We start from the raw sequence: 26,293 nt of genomic DNA, 5'->3' as shown, positions 1-26,293 counted from the left end.
AAAATCAAAAGAGGTTTATATTTATGTCAAAAGTTATTGGTATTGATTTAGGTACAACCAACTCAGCCGTTGCCGTACTTGAAGGTGGATCACCAAAGATTATCGCTAATGCGGAGGGTGCAAGAACAACACCTTCAGTTGTAGCTTTTAAAGACGGTGAAATTCAAGTTGGTGAAGTTGCTAAGAGACAAGCAATCACTAACCCAGATACAGTTTCATCAATCAAGAGACATATGGGTGAAGCAGGATACAAGGTTACCGTTGCTGGCAAGTCATATACTCCACAAGAAATTTCAGCTATGATCTTGCAACACATTAAGAAGTTCTCAGAAGATTATCTCGGTGAACCAGTTACAGATGCAGTTATTACAGTTCCTGCATACTTCAATGATTCACAAAGACAAGCTACTAAAGATGCCGGTAAGATTGCTGGCTTAAACGTTCAACGTATCGTTAACGAACCAACAGCTTCAGCACTTGCTTATGGCCTTGATAATGATAAGGGTGACGAAAAGATCCTTGTTTATGATCTTGGTGGTGGTACATTCGATGTTTCTATCCTTGAATTAGGTGACGGTGTCTTCGAAGTACTTTCAACAAATGGTGATACACATCTTGGTGGTGATGACTTTGATCAAAAAGTTATCGACTGGTTAGTTGAACAATTTAAGAACAAAAATGGTGTTGACTTAGGTCAAGACAAGATGGCCTTACAAAGACTAAAGGACGCTGCTGAAAAAGCTAAGAAGGACTTATCAGGTGTTACACAAACATCAATCAGTCTTCCATTTATTTCATCAGGCGCTAATGGCCCACTTCACTTGGAAGAAACATTAACACGTGCTAAGTTTGATGAATTGACATCAGATTTAGTTGAAAAGACAAAAATTCCTGTTGACAATGCTCTTAGAGATGCTGGTTTATCAATCAATGATCTTGACAAAGTTATCTTAAATGGTGGTTCAACACGTACACCTGCTGTTCAAGATGCTGTTGAGAAATGGACTGGTAAGACACCTGACCACTCAATTAACCCTGATGAAGCCGTTGCCTTAGGCGCTGCTATTCAAGGTGGTGTTATCTCTGGTGATGTTAAAGATGTTGTTCTACTTGACGTCACACCACTTTCATTAGGTATTGAAACAATGGGCGGAGTATTCACTAAGTTGATCGATAGAAATACAACTATCCCAACAAGCAAGTCACAAACATTCTCAACTGCTGCTGATAACCAAAGCGCTGTTGATATCCATGTTCTACAAGGTGAACGTCCAATGGCTGCTGACAATAAGACCTTAGGTCGTTTCCAATTAAATGATATTCCAGCTGCACCACGTGGTGTACCTCAGATTGAAGTTAAATTCGATATCGATAAGAACGGTATTGTAAATGTTTCTGCTAAAGATCTTGGTACTAATAAGGAACAAAAGATTACTATCAAGAGTTCATCAGGTTTGAGCGATGACGAAATCGACGAAATGATGAAAGAAGCTAAGGAACACGCAGACGAAGATAACAAACGTAAGGAAGAAGTAGACGTTAAGAATGATGTTGAACAAGCATTATTCGCTACTGATAAGACTCTTAAAGACATTAAGGGTAAAGTTTCTGACGATGAAATCAAGAAGGCTGAAGATGCTCGTGATGCTTTGAAGAAGGCACAAGACTCTGGTGATCTTGAAGATATGAAGAAGAAACGTGACGATTTGAATAAGATCGTTCAAGATCTTTCTGTAAAACTATATCAACAAGCTCAAGAGGCTCAACAAGCTGGTGGTGCTGAAGGTGCTACTGGTACAGATGCTGGAACTGGTACTGATTCAAAAGATGGTAAGAAGTCTGACGATGGTACAGTTGATGGTGACTTTGAAGAAGTAGATCCAGATAAAGACAAGAAATAATAATATTATTGTGATAAAGAGCAGTCATTTTAATTACTAGACCAACAATGGTATAGTATTAACAACTGCTCTTTTGAGCATAAAAGATAAAATCGGACGAAAAGTCCTAGTCAACACAAGGGTGATTTTTAAATGGCAGATAGAGATCCGTATGAAACTTTAGGCGTTGATAAAAACGCTTCAGAAGATGAAATCAAAAAAGCTTTCCGTACACTTTCGAAGAAGTATCATCCAGATATTAATAAGGCTCCAGATGCTGAAGAAAAGTTCAAGACAATCAACGATGCTTATGAAACACTAAAAGATCCTCAAAAACGTGCTGCATATGATCAATATGGATCAGCTGGCATGAATCAAGGCCAAGGATTCGGTGGCTTTGGTGGCGGAGGAGCCGGTGGTGAACAATTCGGCGGCTTCGAAGATATCTTTAGTCAATTCTTTGGTGGTGGTACTGCTCGCCAAAGTCCTAATGCTCCAAGACAAGGATCAGACTTGCAATATCGTATGGATTTGACCTTTGAAGAGGGTGTCTTTGGTAAGAAAGACGACATTTCTTATGATCGTGAAGAAATCTGTAAAACTTGTGATGGTAGTGGTGCCAAACCTGGTACACATCCTGAAACATGTTCTAAGTGTCACGGTTCTGGTTATGTTGAAGTAGACCGTCAAACACCACTTGGCCGTATGCGTACAAGGGTTGTCTGTGACGTTTGTGGTGGTACTGGTAAAGAAATTAAAGAAAAGTGCAACATTTGTCATGGTAAGGGTAAAGTTAATGAGAAACATACTCTTAAAGTTACCGTTCCAGCAGGTGTCGAAGATGGTCAACAAATGCGCTTAGATGGCCAAGGAGAAGCCGGTGAAAATGGTGGACCTTACGGTGATCTATATATTGTATTTCATGTTGCTGCAAGTAAAGAATTTCAACGTGATGGTTCAACAATTTATTCATCAGTAAATATTAGTTTCCCACAAGCTGCATTGGGCGATGAGATCCAGGTTAATACTGTTCACGGTGCTGTGAAACTAACAGTCCCTAGTGGTACTCAAACTGGTACATCATTCAGACTGCGTGGTAAAGGAGCTCCAGTTCTTAATAGTAAGAACATCGGTGATCAGAAGGTAACAGTTAATATTGTTACACCACGTAAGATGTCCGGGGAACAAAGAGATGCTTTGAAGAAGTTTGCTGAAGCAGGTGGAGACAAAGTTAAAGAAAAAGATAGTAACTTTTTCAATAAGATCAAAGATGCATTTAATGGATAGATAGGTTCATATATCGTAAAAAAAGAAGTTTTGGTTTTAAATAAGCCGGAACTTCTTTTTTTGTTATAATTTAAGTAAATGTACTTCTAAGGGGATTTTGTCATGGGAGATAAATATGTCTTAGCTAGAGAAAAAAACTCATTTATAACTTATTTTTTTATGGCCTTATGCGGTTTTATTTTTTCAGGATTGTTAATATACATTATGAATGGTTCAGTAATGTATGTTACTTTGGGGATTATTTTGTTAATACTGTCATTTTATTATTCAATTATTATGATTGGATGTTTAACTGGAAAACCAATTATCTTGATTGATGACCAAGACATATCATTTAGGGCTAATTTGTATTCAATCAAAGAAAGATTACAACTGAAGGATATTAAAAATTGTGAATATGAAGATGTACCACAAGGAGAAGTGACAGTTCCAGCTGTGATCTTGTATTTGAATGATAATAGTAAACGGCAAATAAAGTGTAGTGGTGCAGACGATAATAAAGTTGCAAGTTTTGTGGAAGTCATAAATGGTTTTTTACGCGGGGATGATATGACTAATGAGCAGTTTATAAGAAGTAAAAATTCAGTTCATTCTAATATTTCACAAGTATTGAAGAAGACTAGTGTAGATAATAATATCAAGGAGGTATCTACGGCTAATGATACAGAATCATTTGGTTCTTCAGGTACAGCGTTCTTTGGATGGATCGTGTTACAAATTATTGCATTTGCAATTGCGATGATACATCTCAGTGTATATACGGAAGTACTTTTTAAAAGTAATTCTATGGGATTGTTTTATGGAATAACCGTATCAATATTTGTTTTCCTGCTTCTAACAGAACTTAATTACCAGATTTTATATGGATTCGGGTGGCATTCTATTTCTAAAGGAGCTGAGATAGATAGCTATAGTCAGGGAAGTTATAAGTTCCCGATTTTCATTTCTAATACGTCGAAATATCTAACTAGAAGGGATGAAATTTCATCGAGAGCCAAGAATCTCCAATTAGTATATACAATTTCAAGGATTGTTATTGGTTCACTAATCGGGGGTGGAATAGCGCAACTGGCTATATTTTTGCGCAAAATAAATACTGGGACAGATATGATTTTTATTGCCATAGCTGCTGGGGCAGTTCTGTTAGTGTTTTTCTTGATATGTTATGGAGATATATTTGCATATATATTTAAATTACACATAATTCAAGTAGAAAATCTTCGACCACATTTTGATGATAAGGAAGAATAGCTTGCTTCGTGGTTGTATACTTTAAAATAGTGTAAAATAGATGAAATGAGAATTAATTCAAAATAAATTGGAAATAATTGATAGAAGGGAAACATTTATGGATCTGGATCTTGATAAATTAAAAGAACGACAAAAAAGAATTCGTAATTTTTCTATCGTAGCGCATATCGATCATGGTAAATCAACAATTGCTGATCGTATTTTGGAAAAAACACATACTGTTTCAAAACGTGATATGAAAGCTCAAATTCTTGATGATTTGGACTTGGAGCGCGAACGTGGAATTACAATTAAGCTTAATGCAGTTGAATTAGAATATACTGCCAAAGATGGTAAGGACTATATTTTTCATCTTATCGATACACCAGGACACGTCGATTTCTCATATGAGGTCTCACGTTCATTGGCTGCTTGTGAAGGTGCGTTGCTAGTAGTAGATGCTGCACAAGGTGTTGAAGCACAGACACTCGCTAATGCCTATCTAGCTATTGATAATGACTTGGAAATAGTACCAGTTATCAACAAAGTTGATCTTCCTTCGGCACAACCTGAAAAGGTTCAAGAAGAAATCGAAGAGATGATTGGAATCGATGCTTCTGATTCTGTCATGACCAGTGCCAAAACGGGATTGGGTATTGACGAATTACTCGAAAGAATTGTTTCGGATGTTCCCGCACCTGAGGGTGATATCACCAAGCCATTGAAAGCTTTGATCTTTGATTCTGTTTATGACAGTTATCGTGGTGTTGTATTGAATGTACGTGTCCGTGAAGGAATCGTTAAGGTCGGTGACACAATTGAATTGATGAGTAATAAGAAGACCTTTGAAGTTACGGATGTTGGTGTAATGTCTCCTAAGGCTGTTTCACGCGATTACTTGATGGCAGGTGATGTTGGTTATATCACAGCTAGTATCAAATCAGTTGTTGAAACGCAAGTTGGTGATACTGTTACTTTGGCCGATAACCCAACTGATGAACCATTAACAGGTTATCGCAAGAGTACACCAATGGTTTATGCTGGTATGTATCCAGTTGATAACGGTAAGTATGAAGATCTGCATGAAGCACTAGAAAAACTAAAACTAAACGATGCGGCATTAGAGTATGAGCCTGAAACCTCTCAAGCATTAGGTTTTGGATTCCGTGTTGGATTCTTAGGATTACTGCATATGGATGTTGTCCAAGAACGACTGGAACGCGAATTCAACCTTGAGTTGATCATCACATCGCCATCAGTTGATTACCACGTAACAACGACTTCTGGTGAAGAAATCATTGTTGATAATCCGGCAGAATTACCTGATGCATCGGAGATCAAAGAAGTTCGTGAACCTTATGTTCGTGCAGAAATCATGGTACCTGAAGACTTTGTTGGTCCTGTTATGGACTTGTGTCAACGAAAACGTGGTCAGTTTGTAACAATGGATTACTTAGATAAATATCGTGTTAATGTTATCTACAAGTTGCCATTGTTAGAAATAATTTTTGATTTCTTTGATGATTTGAAGTCTAATACCAAAGGTTATGCTTCACTTGATTATAATGTTGAAGGATATGAGCCAAGTGAATTGGTTAAAATGGATATCTTACTTAATGGTGAACCAGTCGATGCTTTGAGTTTCATCGTCCACAAAGACTTCGCTTATCAACGTGGTCGTGATATCGTTGCTCGTTTGAAGGAAGTAATTCCTCGTCAAATGTTTGAGATCCCTGTTCAAGCGGCCATTGGTAATAAGATCGTCGCTCGTGCAACGGTTAAAGCATATCGTAAAGATGTTACCGCTAAGTTATATGGTGGTGACCGCACTCGTCGTGATAAGTTATTGAACAAGCAAAAGGCTGGTAAGAAGCGAATGAAGGAAGTCGGGAAAGTTGCGATTCCTCAAGAAGCTTTCATGTCGGTACTTAACTTGAACAAAGGTCAGACAGACGATTCTGGTAAGTAGTTAATTTTCACTTTACAAGTTGTACAAAAATATGCTACATTTAAGAAAATTAATATAATAGATATTAAAAGAAGGAGTACTATATACTTCATCCACAGAGAGTCAAGGTTAGTGAGAGCTTGGCGTGTCGGTATATACGAAAAACATCTTTGTTCTTCTGACTGAAATTTCGAGAGTAGGTTCAGACGTGCACCAGTACGTTATAATTGGCAAGTATTTTAATGTACGTTGAGGTGTTTTTTACAAAAAACTTGGGTGGTACCGCGGAAAATCTTTCGTCCCTTTTTATTTAGGGGATGGAGGATTTTTTTCGTCTATAGTATTCCAAAATCAAAAGGAGAAATAAATGCAAAACATTTTAGTTAAAGACTTATACAAAAAAGAATTTGCGGACGGTGACCAAATCACTGTTTCTGGTTGGATTCGCACGATCAGAGGTTCAAAACGAGTTGGTTTCATTGAATTAAATGATGGTTCATTCTTTAAAAATGTTCAGGTTGTTATTACAAGTGATATGGAAAACTATGCTGATGTAGTTAAATTTCCAATCAGCACAACAATCAAAGTTGTTGGTGAATTAGCGCTAACACCTAAAGCACAACAACCTTTTGAAATCCATGCTACTGAAGTTATCGAAGAAGGAGCCTCTGATGCTGACTATCCATTGCAAAAAAAGGCTCACTCATATGAATTTATGAGATCAATTGCTCACTTGCGCCCTAGAACTAATACATTCTATTCAGTTTTCCGTATTCGTTCACTAGCAGCCTTTGCTATCCACGAATATCTACAAAAAAATGACTTCGTTTATATTCACACGCCTATTATCACTAGTTCTGATGCTGAAGGTGCCGGTGAAATGTTCCAAGTTACAACGCTTGATATGAATAACGTTCCTAAGACTGACGATGGCAAGGTTGATTACAACGAAGATTTCTTCAGAAAAGAAACCAACTTAACTGTTAGTGGACAACTAGAGGTTGAACCATTCGCCTTGGCATTTAGAAATGTCTATACTTTTGGTCCTACATTTAGAGCTGAAAATTCACATACAGGTCGCCACGCATCTGAGTTCTGGATGATCGAACCTGAATTAGCATTCGCCGATCTACAAGATGAAATGGACTGTTCTGAAGAATTACTGAAGTATATTATCAACTACGTTATGGATCATGCCAAAGAAGAACTAGATTTCTTGAACGAAAACGTTGATAATACCTTGATTGATCGCTTAAAGGCCACTGCTGGTGAAGAATTTGCTCATGTAACTTATACAGATGCTATTGATATTCTAGAAAAAGCTACCGACGTTGAGTTTGAAGTTAAGCCATATTGGGGACTTGACCTTGATTCAGAACATGAACGTTACTTATCAGAACAAGTGTACAAGAAGCCTGTTTTCATTACTGACTATCCAAAGGATTTCAAAGCTTTCTACATGCGTGCTAATGATGATGGTAAGACCGTTGCCGCAGCTGACTTATTAGTTCCTGAAATCGGCGAATTGATCGGTGGATCACAACGTGAGGAACGTCTCGATGTACTTGAAAAGAGAATGTCAGAACTTGATATGAACGAAGACGACTACAAGTGGTACTTAGAGTTACGTAAGTATGGTGGTACAGTTCATTCTGGATTTGGTATTGGCTTTGAAAGATTGATCATGTATATTACTGGTATGGAAAATATCAGAGATGTCATTGCTTACCCTAGAACACCAGGTAATGCTGAATTCTAATTCGAGCATATAATTAAATAATTTATATGTAGACTCCTATAATAGAAATGTTATGGAGTCTATTTTTTTACTCAATCTATCGGAGGTAGTTATATAAATGAACAAATTCGATGTAATAATTATTGGCGGTGGTCCGGCTGGACTCGCTGAAGCATATGCACTTAAAGCTGCTGATCAAAATGTGGCGGTAATTGAAAATTATCAATGGGGTGGTACTTGCCCTAATCGGGGCTGTGATCCTAAGAAAATGCTTCTGAGTGGCGTTCAAGCACGTGATCGTGTTGCTCAACTTAAGGGTAAAGGATTCGGAGAAGCACCACTAGTTAAGTGGTCTGAACTTGAAGCATTTAAAGATACATATACTAGTCAAATTCCTGAAGGCAGTCGCAATGGTCTAATAAGTGCTGGAATCACAGCAATCGACGGTAGTCCTAAATTTATTACTGAAAATCAAATCAGTGTTAATGATGAAGTCTATCAAGCTGACAAATTTATTATTGCAACTGGTCAACGTCCTAGTCGATTGAATATTGATGGTAAGGAGAACTTGCTGACGAGTACTGATTTTATGAATCTGAAGTCAATGCCTAAAAAAATTACTTTCATTGGGGCAGGGTATATTGCTTTTGAGCTAGCAACCATTGCCAGTTCAACTGGTGCTGAAGTACATATTGTTCATCATAATGATCGTCCGTTGAAAGAATTTGACAAAAAATATGTTGATGCACTCGTTAAACAATTAGAAAATCGTGGGATTCAATTTCATTTCAATATTGACACCAAATCAGTTACAAAATTTGGTGAACAATATGTTTTAGACGCGGGTGACTTCAATTTGGTAAGTGATTTGGTCGTTGGTGCTACTGGACGAATTCCTAATGTCGAGAATTTAGGATTGGAAAAAGCTGATGTAGATTATTCAAATAAGGGTATTAAGACAAACGATAAATTACAAACAACCAATCCTAATATATATGCTATTGGGGATGTTGTTGATAAGATACAACCTAAATTGACGCCGGTCGCAGGATTCGATGCACAATATGTTGCTGATGTGATTACTGGTAAGACTGACAAGAATATTGAATATCCCGCCATTCCAACTTTGGTCTATGGTTCACCTGAATTGGCCAAAGTCGGTGTAAGTACTGTCGAAGCTGAAAAAAATCCTGATGACTATTCAATAGTCGATCAGGATCTAACTAAGTGGTTCACATATTATAGAACTAATGAACCAGTGGCTAAGGCCAAAGTTATTTTTAACAAGGATAATCAAATTGTCGGTGCTACTTTGATGAGCAATGAAGCTGATGAAGTTATCAATTATCTAACTTTAGCTATTTATAAAAAAATAACTCACGATGAAATTACTAAAACTATCTTTGCTTATCCAACGCCAGCCAGTGACCTTGAGTATTTAATGTAGATTGGATGATATTACTCAGTAGATGTCAAATTGTTGTTAAGTGTGGTGCTACATGCTAAAGTCACCGTATAATATAATTTAACCTCGGAGGATGAAGATGCTTAAGATCAATATTTATGTTAAAGCTATCGGAATTTTACTCATCGTTATTTTGTTATCGTCGATATTCATCACGGGTTGGTCATCATATATACTGTTATTCAGTACACTTAGCGTAGCTTATGGTATTTTTGTGCAGATTCACTTTAAAAAATAAGAATATAGATATTGTTAGAATTTATCGAATTACTAAAAAATCCACAAAATGAATTAAAAATTTCATTTTGTGGATTTTTGCATGATTACTTCAATTGATAGCTACGGCTTACTGTGTCTGCCATTATAGCAACATCTCAACTAATTTCTGCAAGTCGTGTTTCTCAGGAATCTCAGGTAACATATTGATATCGAATAACGCTTGATCCTTGTATTCTTTGATCATAACTTGGGAAGCATCTACACCGTTGTCGATTACTTCCTCCGCAGTTTCTGCAAGTGCCCTTTCACCAGTTCGACCCGCTTCAGCAATTTTATTCATGAAGTCAGGTCCCTTTTTACCGATAGCAAAAATCACTGGTAGGGTGAATTCTCCACTTTGAAGCATATACAGTGGTCCGAATTCTTCGTTGGTTGTGTTAATTCCAACCAAATCGAGCACCTCGCTCTTGATTTGATAGGCGATTCCAATTGTTCTACCAATTTCACCAGCCGAGTCAACGATTATGTCAGATGCGTGAGCTGCCTGAGCTCCAAAGCGACAAGCAAATTCAAACATGACGGCTGAACGTCCCTCAACACGTTTGACGTATTCGGCAATATCTTCAACTGGTTTGACCATTTGTTCATCAGCGATTAATTGCTGAGTAGTAATTTCTTGAATTGCATCAATTTTTCCCTGCAAAGCATCGTCGTCATCTGAACACTTACGCAATTCAACATCGATCAAGTCGGAAAAGTATTCGACCATGAAGTTTAGTTTGATAGAATCAGGTCCAGCTTGATGTCTACGCATCATTTCGTTTCGAATATAAAACATTTGAGTGGCAGCTGCCGCTGATTGTAAAGCATTGTCACGTAAGTTATCAGTTTCACCAAATCCGGAGAATAAATAGAAGAATGCACTATGTAAGAATCGGCTAGGTTTTAAAAATCCACTGGCTTCTGAAATTATGTCGTCCTTGTTGAGCTCGATCAAGTGGAGGATGTAATCTTCCAAGTTTATTAATTTTGGATTGAGATATTCGAACTGTTCAAAAGGTGATGCCATTATAATTGATTCTCCTTACTTGAATTTATCGATTTCAACTTCTAGGTTTTCAGCAATTGGTAAAAATACCGAACTGAAGAATTTATGTGAATCGAATTTTTGTTCTTTTTCAATGATGTCATTCGATTTCTTCCAAGCATCCTGACGCATAATGGCAGCTAAATTTTTGCGAAGTGTTTGCAAATGTTTTTTTAATTTCGGATCTTTAGTACCGTATGATTCGATGTAGAAATACAAAATTTCGTTGAAAGTATTATCTAATACGTAGAAGAAAGTATTGCGCATTTCAGCCAAGTTCATCATTTGTGGAAATGGCTTATTCTTTAGAAGTTGTTCGTTAGTGAAGGTACTAGATGCTGTAATGATTGAATTAACTTGATTCATGTCAGCAATATAATTTGAATAATGATCAAGTTGATCTTTTTTGAGTGGAACACCAAGTTTTGTTTTGATTTCAGATTCGTTTAATGGTTCCAATTGTTTAAGGGTTAAATCTCTGACACTGATACGTTCTTCGTTAAGTTTCTCTTCAATTTTTTTGAGAATGGTTTGATTCTCATTCAGATACTTCATTACCGCTGGCCAAATATGATCATTGAATGTTTCATGGAAGTGATTAAACATATCGTCAGTGTATACATCGAGGATTTTTTTCTCAGAAGGAAATTCTTTGACGTGGGATTCAAACTGAAGTACTAGCGGCATACCGGTTCGCTTGTCTGGGTTACCAATCAAAATACCGGTGTCCTTACGCTGTTGGTCTTCCCATTGTTTCAATTCATTTAAGTCTAATAGTCCCAGTGGCATAAGGGTTATTTCTGAATGTGTGCAGAGGATTTGTAATGCAAAAGGAGTAATCATTTTTTGAGTTTCGGTAAATGCTTTTAGTGTCGTACGCAATTTTTTTTGGTTGTCCAAATGATCTTCAGGATCGGCATAGAAGGCTGACGATTGGATAGGAGCATTTTCAAATCGTCCACTCATTTGTTTCTTTAAATCATCAATGTCCATTACTTAGAGTCCTCCTTACCGTAAATCTTTTTAAGTTCAGTTAATTTATTGATTCCATCTTTTGTAAGCGTAGCAGATTTCAAAGTTGCAGTAGCTAGTGAATAATTTTCCATTTCTTCAATTTTCAGATTATTGAACCAGCCCTTGTCTTGAACCTCATCGATTGTTTGATGTAGCATTGATTGTTTGTTTAATTGACGGTTAGAAGTAAAGTAATTACGATTTACGTCGTTTAGTAATTGATAGATAGATTGTTCCATACTTACATTTTCAGCCATAATTAGTTCTCCATTCCTATATTACTTATATTTTAGCTTTTTTATGAATAATAAAAAATTAGTAAATTTCCTAAGTTAAATTAAATTTTGACTGCGGTATTATAAAAAGGTAATAGAATTAATATATTGGAGGAATATCTAATGGAAAAACAAATTTTAGTAAGTGGATTACACTGTGAGAACTGTCCCAAACACATCGCCGAAATGATCAAGGACGCTAAAGGTGTTGAGAAGCTAGACAAAGATATGGATAAGATGACCTTAACAATTTCTGGAAATGAAGATTTAGATGTAAATGAAATTAAAGCTGATTTAGCAAGCAAACCTTTTAAGGTTGAGGAATTAGCTTAGTGAATTCTATAACTACCAAAAAAGCTCAACTTCTAGGAGTTGAGCTTAATTTAATTTCGTTATTGTTCAGTAGTATCAGTCCAGTTCTTAACAAATTCTCATTAGTCAGTCTTAATCCAGTTATTGGGGCCCTGTTCACCAGTTTTTTTGCCGCAATTTTTAATTTAATTTTGATATTCGTGATGTACCATGATTTTTCTATTATTAGAAACAAATGGGTGATTGCATTGGGATTATCAAATGCCGTCGGTGTTATTCTACAGTACGTTGCATTAACATTGCTTAGTCCAGTCACAGTCACATTGATTGCTCGAATATATTTAGTTTATGTTTTTGCATTATCGTACGTATTTTTGAAAGAAAGATTGGTTAAATGGGATTATCTCGCGATTGCCATGTGCATTGGCGGATCGATCTTTGTGTCGACAGGTCGAATTCAGGTTGACAGTATCTGGGGTATCGTTTGTGCTTTCATTTATCCTTTAATGTATGCAATAAATAATATTATTGCCAAATATTTGGTAGAAGACAATACTCCAGGGAATGTTTTGTTCTATAATCATTTAGTTTCAGCAGTCTTGTTGTTTGTTTATGCTTTGATGATTCCAGGAACGTTTGGTGGAATTCAGGTTAAAGCCGTGACATTTAACTTTTTTGGAGCCTTCTTTAATGGTTTCTTATCATTATTATTGTTCTATACTAGTTTGAAATTTATCACTGCTGGTAAAGCTAACATCGTTAGGGCATTAGGACCGATCGTTGTAATAATCTATTCCTACTTCTTCTTCCCAATTCAGATTACTGCAAATATTATTATTGGAGCCTTGTTGTTGATCGCATCAACTTCAATTGTCACATTTACACGTGCTAATACTGATTAAAACTCCTACCTTCGGGTGGAGTTTTTTGTTCTATCGAAAACGCGCTACAAAAACCAACTACGTCCGCTCACTAAAGTAATGCTCAGTAGTTACTCGGTTTTTGTAGCGCTCTGATTTTATAGGGCTTTTACCAATTCCTAATGGAATAAATTTAATACATAATAAGATTAGTTAATTATATACTTCACAAGTTAAAAAAGTATTTGGAGGTTTTCATTATGGAAAAATTGTACGACCAATATGATCGAGTGCATGATTATGTGCGATTATCGATCACTGATAGATGCAATCTGAGGTGTGTTTATTGCATGCCCAAAGAAGGTCTGCCATTTTTCCCAACTGATAAGGTTTTATCACAAGATGAAATTGTCCAAATGATTGAAAATTTTGCAGAAATGGGTATCTCAAAAGTTCGCATCACTGGTGGAGAACCTTTGTTACGAACTGATGTGGTAGATATCGTTCGTCGTATCAAGGCTGTGAAGGGGATCGATGATGTTTCGATTACTACCAATGGACTTTTCTTGACCAAGAAGGCCAAGGCTCTAAAAGAGGCCGGACTGGATCGATTGAATATTAGTCTGGATACATTTCAGGCTCAGAGATACAAGGAGATAACTCGTGGTGGGAATATTGAACAAGTACTTGATGGAATCAATGCTGCCGCTGAATTAAACTTCAATAAGATCAAATTGAATGTAGTTCTGATCAAAGGTCAAAATGATGATGAAGTATTGGACTTCTTAAAATATACACAATATCATGATGTAAATGTCCGGTTTATTGAATTTATGCCGATTGGTAATTCTGAAAAAACGTGGAAGAAGGAGTACGTGGGTTTACAAAACGTCTTCAAGACGTGTGAACAAAATGGGTTAGAGTATTCACCAATTGAACTAAAGGGCAATGGACCATCAGACAATTATCAAATTAAAGGATTCAAAGGTAGTTTTGGTTTGATTCATCCCATCAGTTCCAAATTCTGTGAAAACTGTAACAGATTACGTATTACGGCTGATGGATATGTTAAAGCGTGTTTGTACTGGAATGAAGAAATTGATATCCGTAAGGCAATTCCTGACAAAAAGGAATTCCAGCGTTTGATTCAAAAATTGCTTGATCGCAAGCCTTTGAATCACGAAATGGCTATGGACGAATCGGATCGTGTAATTGACAAGGCGCCAACTTGGAGACACATGAGCCAAATCGGCGGATAAGTGGGATAATAAGTTTAAACAGTTTAAACAACCTGAAAGGCGGAAATGTGTCATGACTGAAACAACGATGGAAGACCAAGTTAAAGAATCTTTAATGGATGTAATTGATCCGGAATTGGGAATTGATATTGTAAACCTTGGATTGATCTATAAAATTGATATAATAGATAGTAATTGTGTTATTACGATGACTTTGACGACTATGGGATGTCCACTAGGCGATTATTTGCATGATGAGATCGTAGATGCAGCTGAATGTGTGGAAGACATCAAATCTGTAGAAATCAATTTGGTCTGGGAACCAGCTTGGGAGATCGACAAGGCAAGTCGATTTGCTCGAATATCTCTAGGAATATATGACAGCTAAACTTTGGGGTGTTAATTGTGAGAGAAATTAATATAGATGTATTTATAAAAAGACGTAAGGAACTTAAATTATCACAAGTTAAACTTTGTGAGGGAATATGTACTCAAGCAACTTTGAGTAAGTTTGAAAATAATGGACGCGTGCCATCTCTAACGATTTTAAATAAATTATGTGCTCGTTTGGGATTGATGGTCGATGATCTGTATCAAGATTCGACGACTTCAACAGCTAAGATTCGTGATGGATTGAATCACGCTGAAAAAGAATTGATGATGGAAAACTATCAAGAGGTTATTGATATTCTTTCAGATATTAAGCCAGAAAAAATTGAGTTTATTCCTTTAAAAACGCAGTTCTATTACTTGCGTGGATTATTAAATGCTTTGACCAATCAACAACCAGTTGATATTTTATTTGATTTCTCACAAATCCTAGACGATTTAGACGACAAGCACCAGTCAATTTATACACAATTGGCATACTTAGGTTCAGGTGTGATGTATTCACGTGAGAAACAAAATGACAAAGCTGATTTTTATTTTGAAAAAATCTATCAATTCATTGAGGCCTATCATCATGAGCCGGCTAAGGATTCGGATGATGAGGATGATCACTACCTTAAGATTTTAACGTTGATATTTTTCACGTCTGAATATTATGCAACTAAAGGTAATATCAAAATGAGTAATCAGCTGGTTAAAATGGGAATTGATCTTTGTTCCGAATATCACGTTACTTACTACTTGCCAAGATTGAAGTTACAAGCTGCACAGAATGCAATCGATGAGAAGAAATCGAGTGTTGAAATCAAACGCTTGATGAACGAAGCTTTGGCATTTGCTCATATTAACAATAATCAAGTTGTTGAAATCAGAGTTGCGGCCTTGAGAACTAAATACGAAAGAGACAGTAAAACAAAAGAAGAAGCCTAAAATTTTAGGCTTCTTCTTTTTTAGAATTCAATTAAGTGATGATGAATCGCATAGCGAACCAAGTCTGCTCGATTATTTAGAGCTAATTTACGAATAATATTTGCCTTGTGAGCTTCAACAGTTTTAGTGGAAATAAACATTTGCGAAGCTATTTCTTTGTTGGAATATCCCAAAGCAATCAATGGGAAAATTTCTTTTTCACGTTTGGACAAACCATTATAACCTTTCAAATCCACATCAACACCATCTGAATTTATTTCTTGAACGTCTGATTTGGTGATCATGATATTTTTGTCGATGTAGTTTTGTCCATTTGATAATGATTTCAATGCTTTGATCAACTGGTCATCTGATGAACTTTTGAGAATGTACGACATAGCACCATTATGAATTGCCTTGTTGATATATTCTTGTTCCTCGTGCATCGATAAAATCAATATTCTTACGTCAGGATACTTGTCGTGGATCCGTTGTGTGGTAATCAATCCGCTCTCGCCAGGTGGCATACTGAGGTCCATTATCAAGATATCAATACCGCCTTGTTCAACACGCATATAAGTATCAGTTCCGTTTGCTTCTTCTCCGACAACTTTGAAGTTGTTTTGTTTGTTTACCAAAAATGATAAGCCAGACCTAACAACAGCATGGTCGTCAGCAATTAAAACTTTATACATGAAGTCCCCCCTAATCATGCTACTGGAAATTTGACTGTAATTGTTGTTCCTTCATTCTTCGCTGATTTGATATTAAAAGCGCCATTCAAAGCCTTAACACGCTCGTTCATATTCATCAATCCCAAAGAGTGGCCATTAAAAACCTGATGGGCTGGGACGTCAAATCCCTCGCCGTCATCGATTACTTCTAAAGTGATGAAGTGGTCATGTGACACTACCAAAATTGAAATCTCATCAGCATTAGCATGTTTGAGTGCGTTATTGATAGCCTCTTGCGCAATACGGTAGAAGACACTTTGAATGTCATTTGATAAACGACTCGTATCCGCATTACCAATCACGTCGATCGTTACACCTGAGTTTTCTTGCAGTCTCTTGGCTAGTACTCGCAATGCCGCCAATAATCCAAAGCTGTCCAGAACTGAAGGACGCACGTCGAGTGCCATTCGTTTAACTTCAGTTAACGTATCGTTAAGTTGAGATTGAACGACTTCAGTTAATTTGTCTAATTCAGCTTGTGAGATATTTTTGTCGCCGATTCGGCGTATGCCCATGATAGCCGAATAAACACCTTGTGCAATGCTATCATGCAAGTCTTCAGAAATTCGTTTACGCTCATCTTCATAGGCGCGATTAACGTATTGAGTTAGTTTACGTTGTTGTGCTAGTTGATCCATGCGGTTGATGGTTCCACGGTTCTTTAATGTTAGTGAGAAGACGTGTTCGTTCGCATCGATGACATTGTAGATCATGAAGTAGGGCAGTGGGTGTGGCATATTCTTAGCCAAAGTAACAGGAATAGATATCTGCTTCATCTTGTTTTGAATTATACAATTGAAGCAGTCATCTGTTGATGAAAATTTCTGTTTGACTGATGAGTCAGCAATTTCGACTAGATATTTAGGGTTCATGTGCAGTTCTTCCTGTAGTTCATGAGCCATTCGATTGCTTACGATTAATTCGGCATCCTTAAAAATCATGATTGCATCGGATGATTCATCGAAGTAATCAGTGATCCATTGCGTAGTTTCAAGCAAAAAAAATCAGCCCTTTCTCAATTTTTGACGAATCAAAGATATTGGGAGAGATTCTGGGCTGTTTTTTCTGAAACAATAGTATGTGTACGGTATCCTGCCAGTAGTACGCCATCGACTAATCCAAGCATGTCAATGATCGGCACGGCTACGGCTGTTTTTAATGTTTCGCTTTTTGCAATGGGTGTATACATTTTACTAGAGTATTCATATTCAGTTAAATTGTTATCCCAAAACGGTTTACCAGTTCTTACTACGAGGCCGGCAATCCCAATACCACTGCGTAAGACGATTTTTCTAAATTTTTCATTAGAATTTCCAGCGACAAATGACCATTTTATAGAATGTGGAGGATTTTGAGATTGAATTGCAATTCCAACAAAGTCAAAATTCTCAGTTTGATATATCTGATCAGCAATCTTTTGATAATTGATTTGATTGTCAGATAAATTAGTTGGCTGTTCTGGATTCACGTCTTATTTCCTCCTAATAATAACATTTTTGAAGTTTATTAACATTAATTTTATTGTCTTTTATTCAATTTTGGAATATTTTAAAGACATTTTTCTATATAAGTATTATTCGAAATCACTTTTAGCAAATGTAATTGGTAAACATTGTAATTCATCGGTAATAAATTCTTCTAGTTCGAAGTTTTCTAGATTCAAATATGAGATTAGATCATCTTTTTGGATCTGAAAATGTCCAATCGTATAGAAGTTTGTAGTCGTAGTTGCGGCAAAACTATTTTGATTCTCTGATAGAGTCGAAATAACTTCTGGGCTGATACCATAATGCTTAGGTTCTATTGTTAAAAAATCTGTCATATCAGGATGTTGGCAGCTAGCAGCGTAAATATCGGTTAGGGTTCCGCAATTTTGATAATTACTTAGATGAGTTATAACTTCAACGTTTTTTTTATCATCAAAGTGAGCCTTCAAGGTATCAAAATCATTGTTATCGGCAGGAATAATTACTTGTGAAGTCATCAATAATAATTTATTTACGGCAAGATTAATTTTATCGATCGAGGTTTTACTTAATTGCTCATTTAGAATAAGTCCAATCATGACTAACCTCCTTAATTATCTTAATAAGTGAAGTGACCGCTCTTACCACCATCTTTTTCGACCAAATGGACATCAGTAATCAACATCCCTCGGTCGATAGCCTTGCACATATCATAAATAGTCAACAGCGCAGTTTGTGCCGCAAGAATGGCTTCGATTTCAACACCAGTGACATGTTTAGTTTTGACTTTGGTCGTAACTGTGATAGTAGTTTTATCATCATCTTCAAAATGGATATCTACACCAGTCAAGGGAATCAAATGGCACATGGGAATCAATGAACTTGTTTGTTTGGCAGCCATGATTCCGGCAATTTGGGCCACAGCTAAAACATCACCTTTTTTGATTTTTCCCTCGTGAATACGATTTAGTGTTTCAGGATGCATTTTGATTTTTCCAGTTGCTACAGCAAACCTAGATGTCACTTTTTTATCAGTGACATCGACCATTTTGGCTCTGTTTTGATCATTGAAGTGGGTCAATTCATCCATTTTATTAACTCCTTGTTAAACAATATAAAAATATCTTTATTCAAAGTATATCAAGCGTTGTATCAATTAAGTATTAGGGGAATTGCTATAAAAAAGTTAACCTCGTTGAGGTATAAGTGCTGATAATCCCTGTTTCTTGAAAGCAAATCCAAGTGAGCTCCAGGCATTATCAGTTATTTGGACTGGCAATCCCTTGGCAACATTTTGCATCTGTTGTTGATAATAGCTCAAACCGATCAATGAACTGACTTTCTTATCTAATCTATTCAATTTGGTTGTTAGGTGATGTAATTTAATAGCGGTAAAATTGCCAGTTTCAAATTGATTAGGCAAGTCTGGTAATAAAACTAGTGGACGTGCTAAGCCAATCAAATCGGTTTCGTTGTTTTCAATAGCTTTTGACATACCATTGGCAGTAGTAAAGCCTCCAGTTACTGCAATGGGAGATTTAATAGTGTTTTTAACTTTGGAGGCATATTTTATAAAAAATACTCCTTTACCGATACCTTGGACAGCTGGTTTTTCGTAATTTCCTCCAGAAACTTCAATTAAATCAATATCCAATTTATCCATTTCCTGAATTACTTTGATGGAGTCTTCTTCAGAAAAACCTCCTTCACGAAGATCAGATGAGTTGATCTTTAAGGCAATCGGAAAATCAGCACCTAGTTTTGCACGCATACCTTGGTATATTTCTACCAAAATACGCATGCGATTTTTTAGGTTTCCTCCACATTCATCTACTCTCTGGTTGTCGTGGGGTGATAAAAATTGACTAAGGAGGTAACCATGAGCAGCATGGATTTCAACACCAGAGAATCCAGCATCTTTAGCAACAACCGCGGCGTTAATGAATTTTTGAATGATGACTTTAATCTCAACGTTTGTTAAAGCACGTGGAGTGTTAAACGCAAAACTATTTGCGCCAGTCATTGAGATGGCACTAGGAGAAACTGGCCGTTTACTGATAGTTTTGGGAGATTGTTTTCCGGGATGATTGAGTTGCATGAAGATTTTAGCACCATTTTCAGTACCAGCATGCGCCCATTGTTTGAGCAAAGTAAGATCCTTCGAATCTTCAATCACGATATTTCCAAATTCACCTCGGGCAGTTTGATCAACCATGACGTTTCCGGTGATGATCAGACCAGTTCCACCATTTGCCCAAGCACGGTACAAGTTGATTAATTCAGATGTTGGACGATATTCTTTGTCGCCCATTGTTTCACTGGTCGCAGCTTTCATAAAGCGATTCTTGATAATAGTCCCGTTAGGTAATTCGAGTGATGTAAAGATATTAGTCATAATTTGTCTCCTGTTTATAGGTTTAAACATTTAAACGTGTGATGTAAAAAAATAATTCCACCTTATTTAGATGAAATATTTTCTTCTAATGAATCAGTTAGTTTCTTGAGCAGTTGTACGGTGTCATCAAGTGCGGCTTGGTAAAAACGTTCTTTGCCAACTTTATTAACGGTAATTACACCGGCATCAAGCATTAATTTTAGATGATGAGATACAGCCGGACGTGAAAGCTCCAATTGATCAGTAATCTGATTGACTGTGAGTTTTTTGTTTTTACATAATAGTAAAATAATTTTCTGACGATTCTCATCTTGAAAAATTGAGAAAATCGGCATGCCACTCCTAAAGAGGGCCATTGTTTCTTCTGCCATATTTTTCCTCCACACGTTTAAAGGTTTAAACATATTGTATTTTGCGTGCAGATAAATGTCAACAACAAAATTATTTTAAGTTTATTGTTTTTTGGCTTTATCAGCCATCAACTTGGCTTCACACTTGTAATCACAGGCGGCACATTTACCTTGTTTTGATTTTTGTGTAACTTTATAAATTTCATATCCAGCGAGACCAATAATTATTGCAGCAATTAATATATTAACAAAAAGTGACATCTAATTTCTCCTCGTAATTAAAATTTAGAATAATAGACTTCCAACTTGGAAAATGATGAATGACATCGCATAGGCAATTACAAAACTGGAAACAACCGAGTAGGCCGCCCATTTGGTTGAGCCGGTTTCTGATTTGATTGTACCGATAGTAGCGAAACAGGGAACATATAGAAGTACGAATACGAGCATTGAATATGCGGCAACTGGTGTGAACATTTGTCCAAATGCGGCAATTAGAGCTGTCTGACTTGATGTATGGAAAAGAACCATCATGCTGGAACTGATAACTTCTTTGGCCATAATACCAGTAAAGAGAGCACTGATAGCTTCCCAAGAAGTGATACCGATAGGTGCAAACATTGGTAATAAGACTTTTCCTAGTAGAGCAGAAAAACTATTGTCGATATCAGTTACGAAACCAGCTGGTCCGAAGTTTGACATCAACCAGATCAAGACGGTTCCGGCAAAAATAATTGTTCCGGCTTTTTTGACAAACCCCTTACTCTTATCCCAAGTTCCACGCCAGATAATATCTAGACGAGGAATATGATATTTGGGTAATTCAACGATGAAGACTGTGCTGTCTTTAACTTTGAAGATGACTTGATAAAATTTTGCCATCAACAATGCAACGGCTATCCCTAAGAAGTAGATTGACAGTACGATCAACGCTTGATTCTTAGGGAAGAAAGCAGCTACGAATAAACTATAAATTGGCAATCTAGCAGAACAACTCATAAATGGTGAAATCAACGTTGTAATCAAACGTTCCTTCGGTTGTTCAATTGTACGAGCAGCCATTATTCCTGTAACGTTACAGCCGAATCCGATGATCAGAGGGATGAACGCTTTACCATTCAAACCAATCATCTGCATGATACGATCAGTCACGAGTGCAGCTCTTGCCATGTATCCGGAATCTTCGAGAATCGAAATACAAGCAAAGAGAGTGAAAATCTGTGGAATAAAAGTTAATACACCACCGACACCAGCAATTACACCATCTACGATCAATGAACGTAAAAAAGGCATGGCGCCGATACTGATCAATAGTTTGTCAGCGTAAGTCGAGATGGGACCTGAGAGCAATGCATCAAGTTGGTCTGATATGGGGGTGCCGATCCAATCGAATGATAGCTTAAACATAAATAAAAAAATTAAAATAAAAATCGGTAACCCTAAGAGGGGATGCGTGATAATCTTGTCGATCTTCGAAGTCATCTCAACATTTTTAGTCGATTCTAAGTTTTTGGTAGCAGATGTTAATGTTTCATCAATGAAACTCAATCGAGTATTGAATATTTTATTTTCAAAATTTTGTGCATCGTAATAACCTTGTTGTTCCAATAATGGTTTCAAATCATTTTTGACGGCATATTTACGGATGATTTTGTTTTTGTTGATATATTGAATGGCTACCCAACGGGCAAAAGCCGGCTTCATGTCATAAGCAGAAATTAGTTTTTCACTCGCTTGGCGAATGGCTTGTTTGACCATGAATGGATAATTTAGTTCTAGTGCTGATCCATCTGGTAGTTCGTCAGCGGGCATGTTGAGAAGTTCATCACGTAATTCTTTGACGCCATCTTTGTTTCGAGCGTTAGTCGTCTCAATATGACAACCCAATTTTTCTGACAAAGTATTTATATCGTAATAAATTCCTGAACGTTTGAGATCATCGATCATGTTCAGAGCAATGACGGTTGGGCGACCGAATTCGAGTAATTCGATTGACAATAATAGGTTACGTTTCAGTTGACCAGCGTTGGTAACGTTCAGAATAATATCCGCGTCATCAGTTAATAGGTAGTTAATAGCAACGGATTCATCTTTAGTTATAGGGTTCAATGAATAGATTCCAGGTAAGTCGGTAACGACTATCTCTGAATGTTTGATATTACCCATCTTTTTTTCGACGGTAACACCGGTCCAATTACCAACATATGCATATGTATCAGTGATTTGGTTGAAGATGGTGGTTTTCCCAGTATTAGGGTTCCCCATCAAGGCGACTGTTGTCATTGCAATTGACCTCCACAGAGGAGTTTGAATACCTTGTAGCGGATACCAATTTGTTGTTGTTCAATTTCAACAATTACTGGTCCGTGCATTGGAAAAAATCTCACGACGGACATTAGGCTGCCATCGTGGATTCCAAGTGAGTGGAGGCGTTGTGCAGTTTGAGTATCTAGTTGCTCAATATTACATAGATCAAAACTCTTATTCATTACGTTATCAGACATCAGTTGCATAAAAACGGCCTCCACAATATTCCAAAAGTAAATATTCTTTGATTTGTTAGATAGTGAAAAAATGAACTATCAATTAATCTCTATTATGCCACGATTCGAGTGGAATGTGTATCAGCAATTTACTTAATTTCATTTTGGAATATTTATGAGAGAATAAGAGTTATAAACGGATAAATTACCGTATTTAGGTATTTTTTTGTAACATTGCATCAATTTATATATACAAAAGGAATATAAAAAAGGGATAATTCAAAAAATGAAAATTAATAATGAATTTTTAGAAGATTTTGAACTTGACGCGAATGATCATGGTGAGCCGCACTGGTTTATTGATCGTCGAATCTCAGCTTTGAAACAATTAGATAAATTAGATTTACCTGTTAGCAAGTATTTTACAAACGAAGATATATTGATCAAATTAACATCGCCACAACGGATACGTTCTAAAAAAAATTTGATTGATTCAGAAAAAATCACTGGCAGCACTATTAGTCAATTCGGACAAACTGTTATCAAAAATGATTTACCAGAAGAGTTAGAAGCACAGGGTGTAGTTTTAACAGATATTTTTACTGCTTTGAGAATTCATCCACGTCTGATCCAAAAAAACTTAATGGATAAAGTGATATCCCCCGATGAAGATAAAATAACTGCTTTTCATCTAGCATGTATCAATTCCGGTATTTTTTTATACGTTCCTAAGGATGTTAAATTGACTGAACCAATAAAAATTGATTTAATCCAAGACGATACCAAAAAGGGTGATCTCAACACCCATGCGTTAATTGTCGCTGAGAATGATTCGGCGGTTACGGTGGAACAAACTTTGTCCAATTTTGGTGATAATCAAAATAATACTAATTTATTTGTGGAAGTGTTGTCTCGTGCCAATGCCAAAGTAAATTATTCACTAAAAAGTGAATCTAATTCTAAGCTGGTATATTTGAGAACGAGAGCTTATCTGAGTCGTAAAGCAGAAGTGGATTGGGATATGAATTTAGCTAATCAAAAAGATACTTGGGCCGATTTTAGTGATAATTTATTTGGCGCTGACTCACATATTAATCTCGATTGGACATCCAATGAATCTGTAGATAAGATTACCGAGATCAGCACTTCATTTGATAAGCATGGTATGAATTCGTCGATTACTATGAACGGTCAAAAATACTAGTATAATTAAGTTTAGGTTCAATTCTGATTTTTAAGAGGAGAAAAAATGATACTAGAACGCCAAAATATGTTAAACGTCAATCAAATTGAAAAAGAACTAGGTCGCTATTCTGATGACGATGAGATCCATGATATTAGTAAGTTGGTAGATTATTATCAACTTTGTCGTTCAGCAGTCGGCGAGTTTGGCACTAAGCTAGAGAATTTAGATGCTGATTATCAAGTTCGCCATAATCATAATCCAATTCACCATATTGAGGTACGGATGAAGGATGTTGGTAGTTTGATCGAAAAACTCAATCGGAAAGAATTACCAATCAAATTTGAAAGTGTCAAAGATAAAATTTTTGATGTTGGCGGCATCCGTGTGATAACTAATTATATCGATGACATTTATACAGTTGAGCAGAACTTGTTGGTGCAAGACGATGTGACTTTGTTAAAACGGAAAGATTATATCAAAACTCCTAAAGCCAGTGGTTATCGTAGTTTGCACTTAGTTGCTTCAGTACCAGTTTTTCAATCTGATGGGGTCCAAGTCACTCCAGTCGAAATCCAGATACGAACGGTCGGTATGGATATGTGGGCTAGTTTGGAACACAAATTACGTTACAAGACCGAAGAACCTGATGAGAAGGTGGCCCAATATTCAGAATCACTGCAAGATTATGCGGATGAGATAAATAAAATAGAAAATAATATGCAAGAGATTTTTCATAACCTTTAAACTAAAAACTTGCGTTAGCTTTATGAATATAGGTATAGTTTATAAGTTGTAATTTACTATTTTGATTGGAGATGAGATTGTGACCCAGTCACCTTACTGGAATCGCATCGCAGAAAAGGCAAAAAAAGAGAACCGCCCATTTTTCAGCTTAGCACCTATGGAAGCTGTTACTGGTTCGGTGTTTCGTCGTGTGGTCGCTAAGGCCGCTGCACCAGATGTCTTTTATACAGAGTTTACAAATGCGTTGAGTATTACACATCCCTTAGCGAAAGAAGCTACGAAGGGACGCTTATACATTGACCCTAAAGAAAATCCCAAACCAATTGTGCAGTTGTGGGGCAATAATGGTGATGACTTTGCTCGTGCAGTAAAAGAAGTCGAAAAACAAGGTTACGAGGCAATTGATGTTAATACTGGTTGTCCTGATATTGCAGTCATAAAAAATCATAGTGGTAGTGATTTGATTCGTCATTTTGATGCTGCCAAAGAAGTTATTGATGGTGCTCGCCAATCTAATTTACCCGTGACGGTTAAGACAAGAATTGGTTACAGTGAAATTGATGAGTATAAGACGTGGATTCCATTTTTGTTGGAACAACAAGTGCCTGTTTTAACAGTTCATTTGCGAACACGTGAAGAAATGAGTAACGTACCAGCACATTATGAGTTGATCGATGACATTGCAAGAATGCGTGATGAGATTGCCCCCAATACGTTGTTACAAATCAATGGGGATATCGTCGACTATCAGGCAGGGATGAAACTCTATCATGAACATCCTGGTATTGATGGTGTTATGATCGGCCGTGGGATTTTTACAAATCCCTTTGCTTTTGAACCAGTTGCCAAGGAACACTCAGCTCATGAATTGTTGGGATTGTTACGCTATCAGTTGGACCTTTATGATGAATTTGTTGCGATGGGAATTCCTGGTCACTTTGCTCCATTACAAAGATTTTTTAAGGTCTATGTACGTGGTATGAAAGGTGCTTCGGCTATCAGAAATGATTTGATGCAGACGAAGACAACTGATGATGCTCGTGCAATTATTGACCGAATCGATATTGATAAATAAAAAGATCC

The 26,293-nt window shown here is 36.7% G+C and carries 28 protein-coding genes and 1 other annotated feature; of the genes, 15 read left to right on the top strand and 13 right to left on the bottom strand.

All coding sequences use genetic code 11. The features are described 5' to 3' along the window. The first annotated feature begins 23 nt into the window (after nt 1–23). The 7 genes from dnaK (at nt 24) to EKM68_RS13540 (ending at nt 9,786) form a co-directional block, all read left to right on the top strand. Nucleotides 24–1,901, top strand: coding sequence for a molecular chaperone DnaK (dnaK, locus tag EKM68_RS05435; RefSeq protein WP_164509364.1), 1,878 nt, complete (start codon nt 24–26; stop codon nt 1,899–1,901). 132 nt (nt 1,902–2,033) lie between these two features. Further along, complete coding sequence (gene dnaJ, locus EKM68_RS05430; protein WP_125588651.1) at nt 2,034–3,167, top strand: molecular chaperone DnaJ; 1,134 nt, start codon at nt 2,034–2,036, stop codon at nt 3,165–3,167. Between the two features lie 102 nt (nt 3,168–3,269). After that, complete coding sequence (locus tag EKM68_RS05425) at nt 3,270–4,418, top strand: hypothetical protein (protein WP_125588650.1); 1,149 nt, start codon at nt 3,270–3,272, stop codon at nt 4,416–4,418. 97 nt (nt 4,419–4,515) lie between these two features. After that, the gene (gene lepA, locus EKM68_RS05420; RefSeq protein WP_404810796.1) at nt 4,516–6,366 is read left to right on the top strand and encodes a translation elongation factor 4; all 1,851 of its coding nucleotides are present in this window, start codon (nt 4,516–4,518) and stop codon (nt 6,364–6,366) included. A 54-nt stretch (nt 6,367–6,420) separates the two neighbouring features. Then, nucleotides 6,421–6,652: a binding site (T-box leader), on the top strand. Nucleotides 6,653–6,712: 60 nt separating this feature from the next. Then, entirely contained in the window at nt 6,713–8,104 is a 1,392-nt protein-coding gene (asnS, locus tag EKM68_RS05415) for an asparagine--tRNA ligase (RefSeq protein WP_125588649.1), read from the top strand. 97 nt (nt 8,105–8,201) lie between these two features. Continuing rightward, nucleotides 8,202–9,530 carry a dihydrolipoyl dehydrogenase family protein gene (locus EKM68_RS05410; RefSeq protein ID WP_125588648.1) on the top strand — a complete coding sequence of 443 codons (1,329 nt, stop codon included), beginning with the start codon at nt 8,202–8,204 and terminating at the stop codon, nt 9,528–9,530. 97 nt (nt 9,531–9,627) lie between these two features. Further along, nucleotides 9,628–9,786, top strand: coding sequence for a hypothetical protein (locus tag EKM68_RS13540; RefSeq protein ID WP_164509363.1), 159 nt, complete (start codon nt 9,628–9,630; stop codon nt 9,784–9,786). 123 nt (nt 9,787–9,909) lie between these two features. On the opposite strand, the gene EKM68_RS05405 is transcribed toward EKM68_RS13540, so the two are convergent. Genes EKM68_RS05405 through EKM68_RS05395 form a run of 3 tightly spaced genes read right to left on the bottom strand, consistent with a single transcriptional unit; the run spans nt 9,910 to nt 12,125 of the window. Then, nucleotides 9,910–10,836 (bottom strand): polyprenyl synthetase family protein, encoded by a 927-nt coding sequence (locus EKM68_RS05405; protein ID WP_125588647.1) that lies wholly within the window; start codon nt 10,834–10,836, stop codon nt 9,910–9,912. 15 nt (nt 10,837–10,851) lie between these two features. Continuing rightward, nucleotides 10,852–11,847, bottom strand: coding sequence for a hypothetical protein (locus EKM68_RS05400; RefSeq protein WP_125588646.1), 996 nt, complete (start codon nt 11,845–11,847; stop codon nt 10,852–10,854). After that, nucleotides 11,847–12,125, bottom strand: coding sequence for a hypothetical protein (locus EKM68_RS05395; protein WP_125588645.1), 279 nt, complete (start codon nt 12,123–12,125; stop codon nt 11,847–11,849). The genes EKM68_RS05400 and EKM68_RS05395 overlap by 1 nt, the downstream gene beginning before the upstream one ends. A gap of 141 nt (nt 12,126–12,266) precedes the next feature. Here EKM68_RS05395 and EKM68_RS05390 point away from each other — a divergent pair, with 141 nt between their 5' ends. The 5 genes from EKM68_RS05390 (at nt 12,267) to EKM68_RS05370 (ending at nt 15,873) form a co-directional block, all read left to right on the top strand. Beyond that, entirely contained in the window at nt 12,267–12,476 is a 210-nt protein-coding gene (locus tag EKM68_RS05390) for a heavy-metal-associated domain-containing protein (protein WP_125588644.1), read from the top strand. Next, entirely contained in the window at nt 12,476–13,357 is an 882-nt protein-coding gene (locus EKM68_RS05385) for a DMT family transporter (RefSeq protein WP_125588643.1), read from the top strand. Before EKM68_RS05390 ends, EKM68_RS05385 begins: the two co-directional genes overlap by 1 nt. A gap of 218 nt (nt 13,358–13,575) precedes the next feature. After that, entirely contained in the window at nt 13,576–14,574 is a 999-nt protein-coding gene (gene moaA, locus EKM68_RS05380) for a GTP 3',8-cyclase MoaA (protein ID WP_125588642.1), read from the top strand. Between the two features lie 52 nt (nt 14,575–14,626). Beyond that, nucleotides 14,627–14,941, top strand: coding sequence for a metal-sulfur cluster assembly factor (locus EKM68_RS05375; protein WP_125588641.1), 315 nt, complete (start codon nt 14,627–14,629; stop codon nt 14,939–14,941). Between the two features lie 26 nt (nt 14,942–14,967). Beyond that, entirely contained in the window at nt 14,968–15,873 is a 906-nt protein-coding gene (locus EKM68_RS05370) for a helix-turn-helix domain-containing protein (RefSeq protein WP_125588701.1), read from the top strand. 20 nt (nt 15,874–15,893) lie between these two features. Here EKM68_RS05370 and EKM68_RS05365 read toward each other — a convergent pair whose 3' ends face one another. The 10 genes from EKM68_RS05365 to EKM68_RS05320 all read right to left on the bottom strand — a co-directional run bounded on the left by EKM68_RS05365 (nt 15,894) and on the right by EKM68_RS05320 (nt 23,310). Beyond that, complete coding sequence (locus EKM68_RS05365; RefSeq protein ID WP_125588640.1) at nt 15,894–16,547, bottom strand: response regulator; 654 nt, start codon at nt 16,545–16,547, stop codon at nt 15,894–15,896. 14 nt (nt 16,548–16,561) lie between these two features. Next, nucleotides 16,562–17,584 carry a sensor histidine kinase gene (locus EKM68_RS05360; RefSeq protein WP_125588639.1) on the bottom strand — a complete coding sequence of 341 codons (1,023 nt, stop codon included), beginning with the start codon at nt 17,582–17,584 and terminating at the stop codon, nt 16,562–16,564. Between the two features lie 32 nt (nt 17,585–17,616). After that, nucleotides 17,617–18,054: a GAF domain-containing protein gene (locus EKM68_RS05355; RefSeq protein WP_125588638.1), complete on the bottom strand. Its 438-nt coding sequence runs from the start codon at nt 18,052–18,054 to the stop codon at nt 17,617–17,619. Between the two features lie 105 nt (nt 18,055–18,159). After that, nucleotides 18,160–18,651: a hypothetical protein gene (locus EKM68_RS05350; RefSeq protein WP_125588637.1), complete on the bottom strand. Its 492-nt coding sequence runs from the start codon at nt 18,649–18,651 to the stop codon at nt 18,160–18,162. Nucleotides 18,652–18,671: 20 nt separating this feature from the next. Next, entirely contained in the window at nt 18,672–19,142 is a 471-nt protein-coding gene (gene moaC, locus EKM68_RS05345; protein WP_125588636.1) for a cyclic pyranopterin monophosphate synthase MoaC, read from the bottom strand. A gap of 96 nt (nt 19,143–19,238) precedes the next feature. Next, nucleotides 19,239–20,447, bottom strand: coding sequence for an NADH:flavin oxidoreductase/NADH oxidase family protein (locus EKM68_RS05340; RefSeq protein ID WP_125588635.1), 1,209 nt, complete (start codon nt 20,445–20,447; stop codon nt 19,239–19,241). A 62-nt stretch (nt 20,448–20,509) separates the two neighbouring features. Next, nucleotides 20,510–20,818, bottom strand: coding sequence for an ArsR/SmtB family transcription factor (locus EKM68_RS05335; protein ID WP_125588634.1), 309 nt, complete (start codon nt 20,816–20,818; stop codon nt 20,510–20,512). 81 nt (nt 20,819–20,899) lie between these two features. Continuing rightward, entirely contained in the window at nt 20,900–21,058 is a 159-nt protein-coding gene (locus EKM68_RS05330; RefSeq protein WP_125588633.1) for a FeoB-associated Cys-rich membrane protein, read from the bottom strand. Nucleotides 21,059–21,082: 24 nt separating this feature from the next. Then, entirely contained in the window at nt 21,083–23,080 is a 1,998-nt protein-coding gene (gene feoB, locus EKM68_RS05325; RefSeq protein WP_125588632.1) for a ferrous iron transport protein B, read from the bottom strand. After that, nucleotides 23,077–23,310, bottom strand: coding sequence for a FeoA family protein (locus tag EKM68_RS05320; protein WP_225422969.1), 234 nt, complete (start codon nt 23,308–23,310; stop codon nt 23,077–23,079). The genes feoB and EKM68_RS05320 overlap by 4 nt, the downstream gene beginning before the upstream one ends. 256 nt (nt 23,311–23,566) lie before the next feature. Between EKM68_RS05320 and EKM68_RS05315 the strand changes: the two genes are divergently transcribed. The 3 genes from EKM68_RS05315 (at nt 23,567) to EKM68_RS05305 (ending at nt 26,285) form a co-directional block, all read left to right on the top strand. Then, on the top strand, nt 23,567–24,484 hold the full coding sequence (locus EKM68_RS05315) for a SufD family Fe-S cluster assembly protein (protein ID WP_125588631.1): 918 nt from the start codon (nt 23,567–23,569) through the stop codon (nt 24,482–24,484). Between the two features lie 45 nt (nt 24,485–24,529). Beyond that, the gene (locus tag EKM68_RS05310; protein ID WP_125588630.1) at nt 24,530–25,210 is read left to right on the top strand and encodes a GTP pyrophosphokinase; all 681 of its coding nucleotides are present in this window, start codon (nt 24,530–24,532) and stop codon (nt 25,208–25,210) included. A gap of 79 nt (nt 25,211–25,289) precedes the next feature. Then, nucleotides 25,290–26,285: a tRNA dihydrouridine synthase gene (locus EKM68_RS05305; protein ID WP_125588629.1), complete on the top strand. Its 996-nt coding sequence runs from the start codon at nt 25,290–25,292 to the stop codon at nt 26,283–26,285. Nucleotides 26,286–26,293: the final 8 nt, after the last annotated feature.

This window comes from Companilactobacillus jidongensis, assembly GCF_003946575.1.
Classification (GTDB): domain Bacteria; phylum Bacillota; class Bacilli; order Lactobacillales; family Lactobacillaceae; genus Companilactobacillus; species Companilactobacillus jidongensis.
This window is presented reverse-complemented; position numbering and strand designations above follow the sequence as displayed.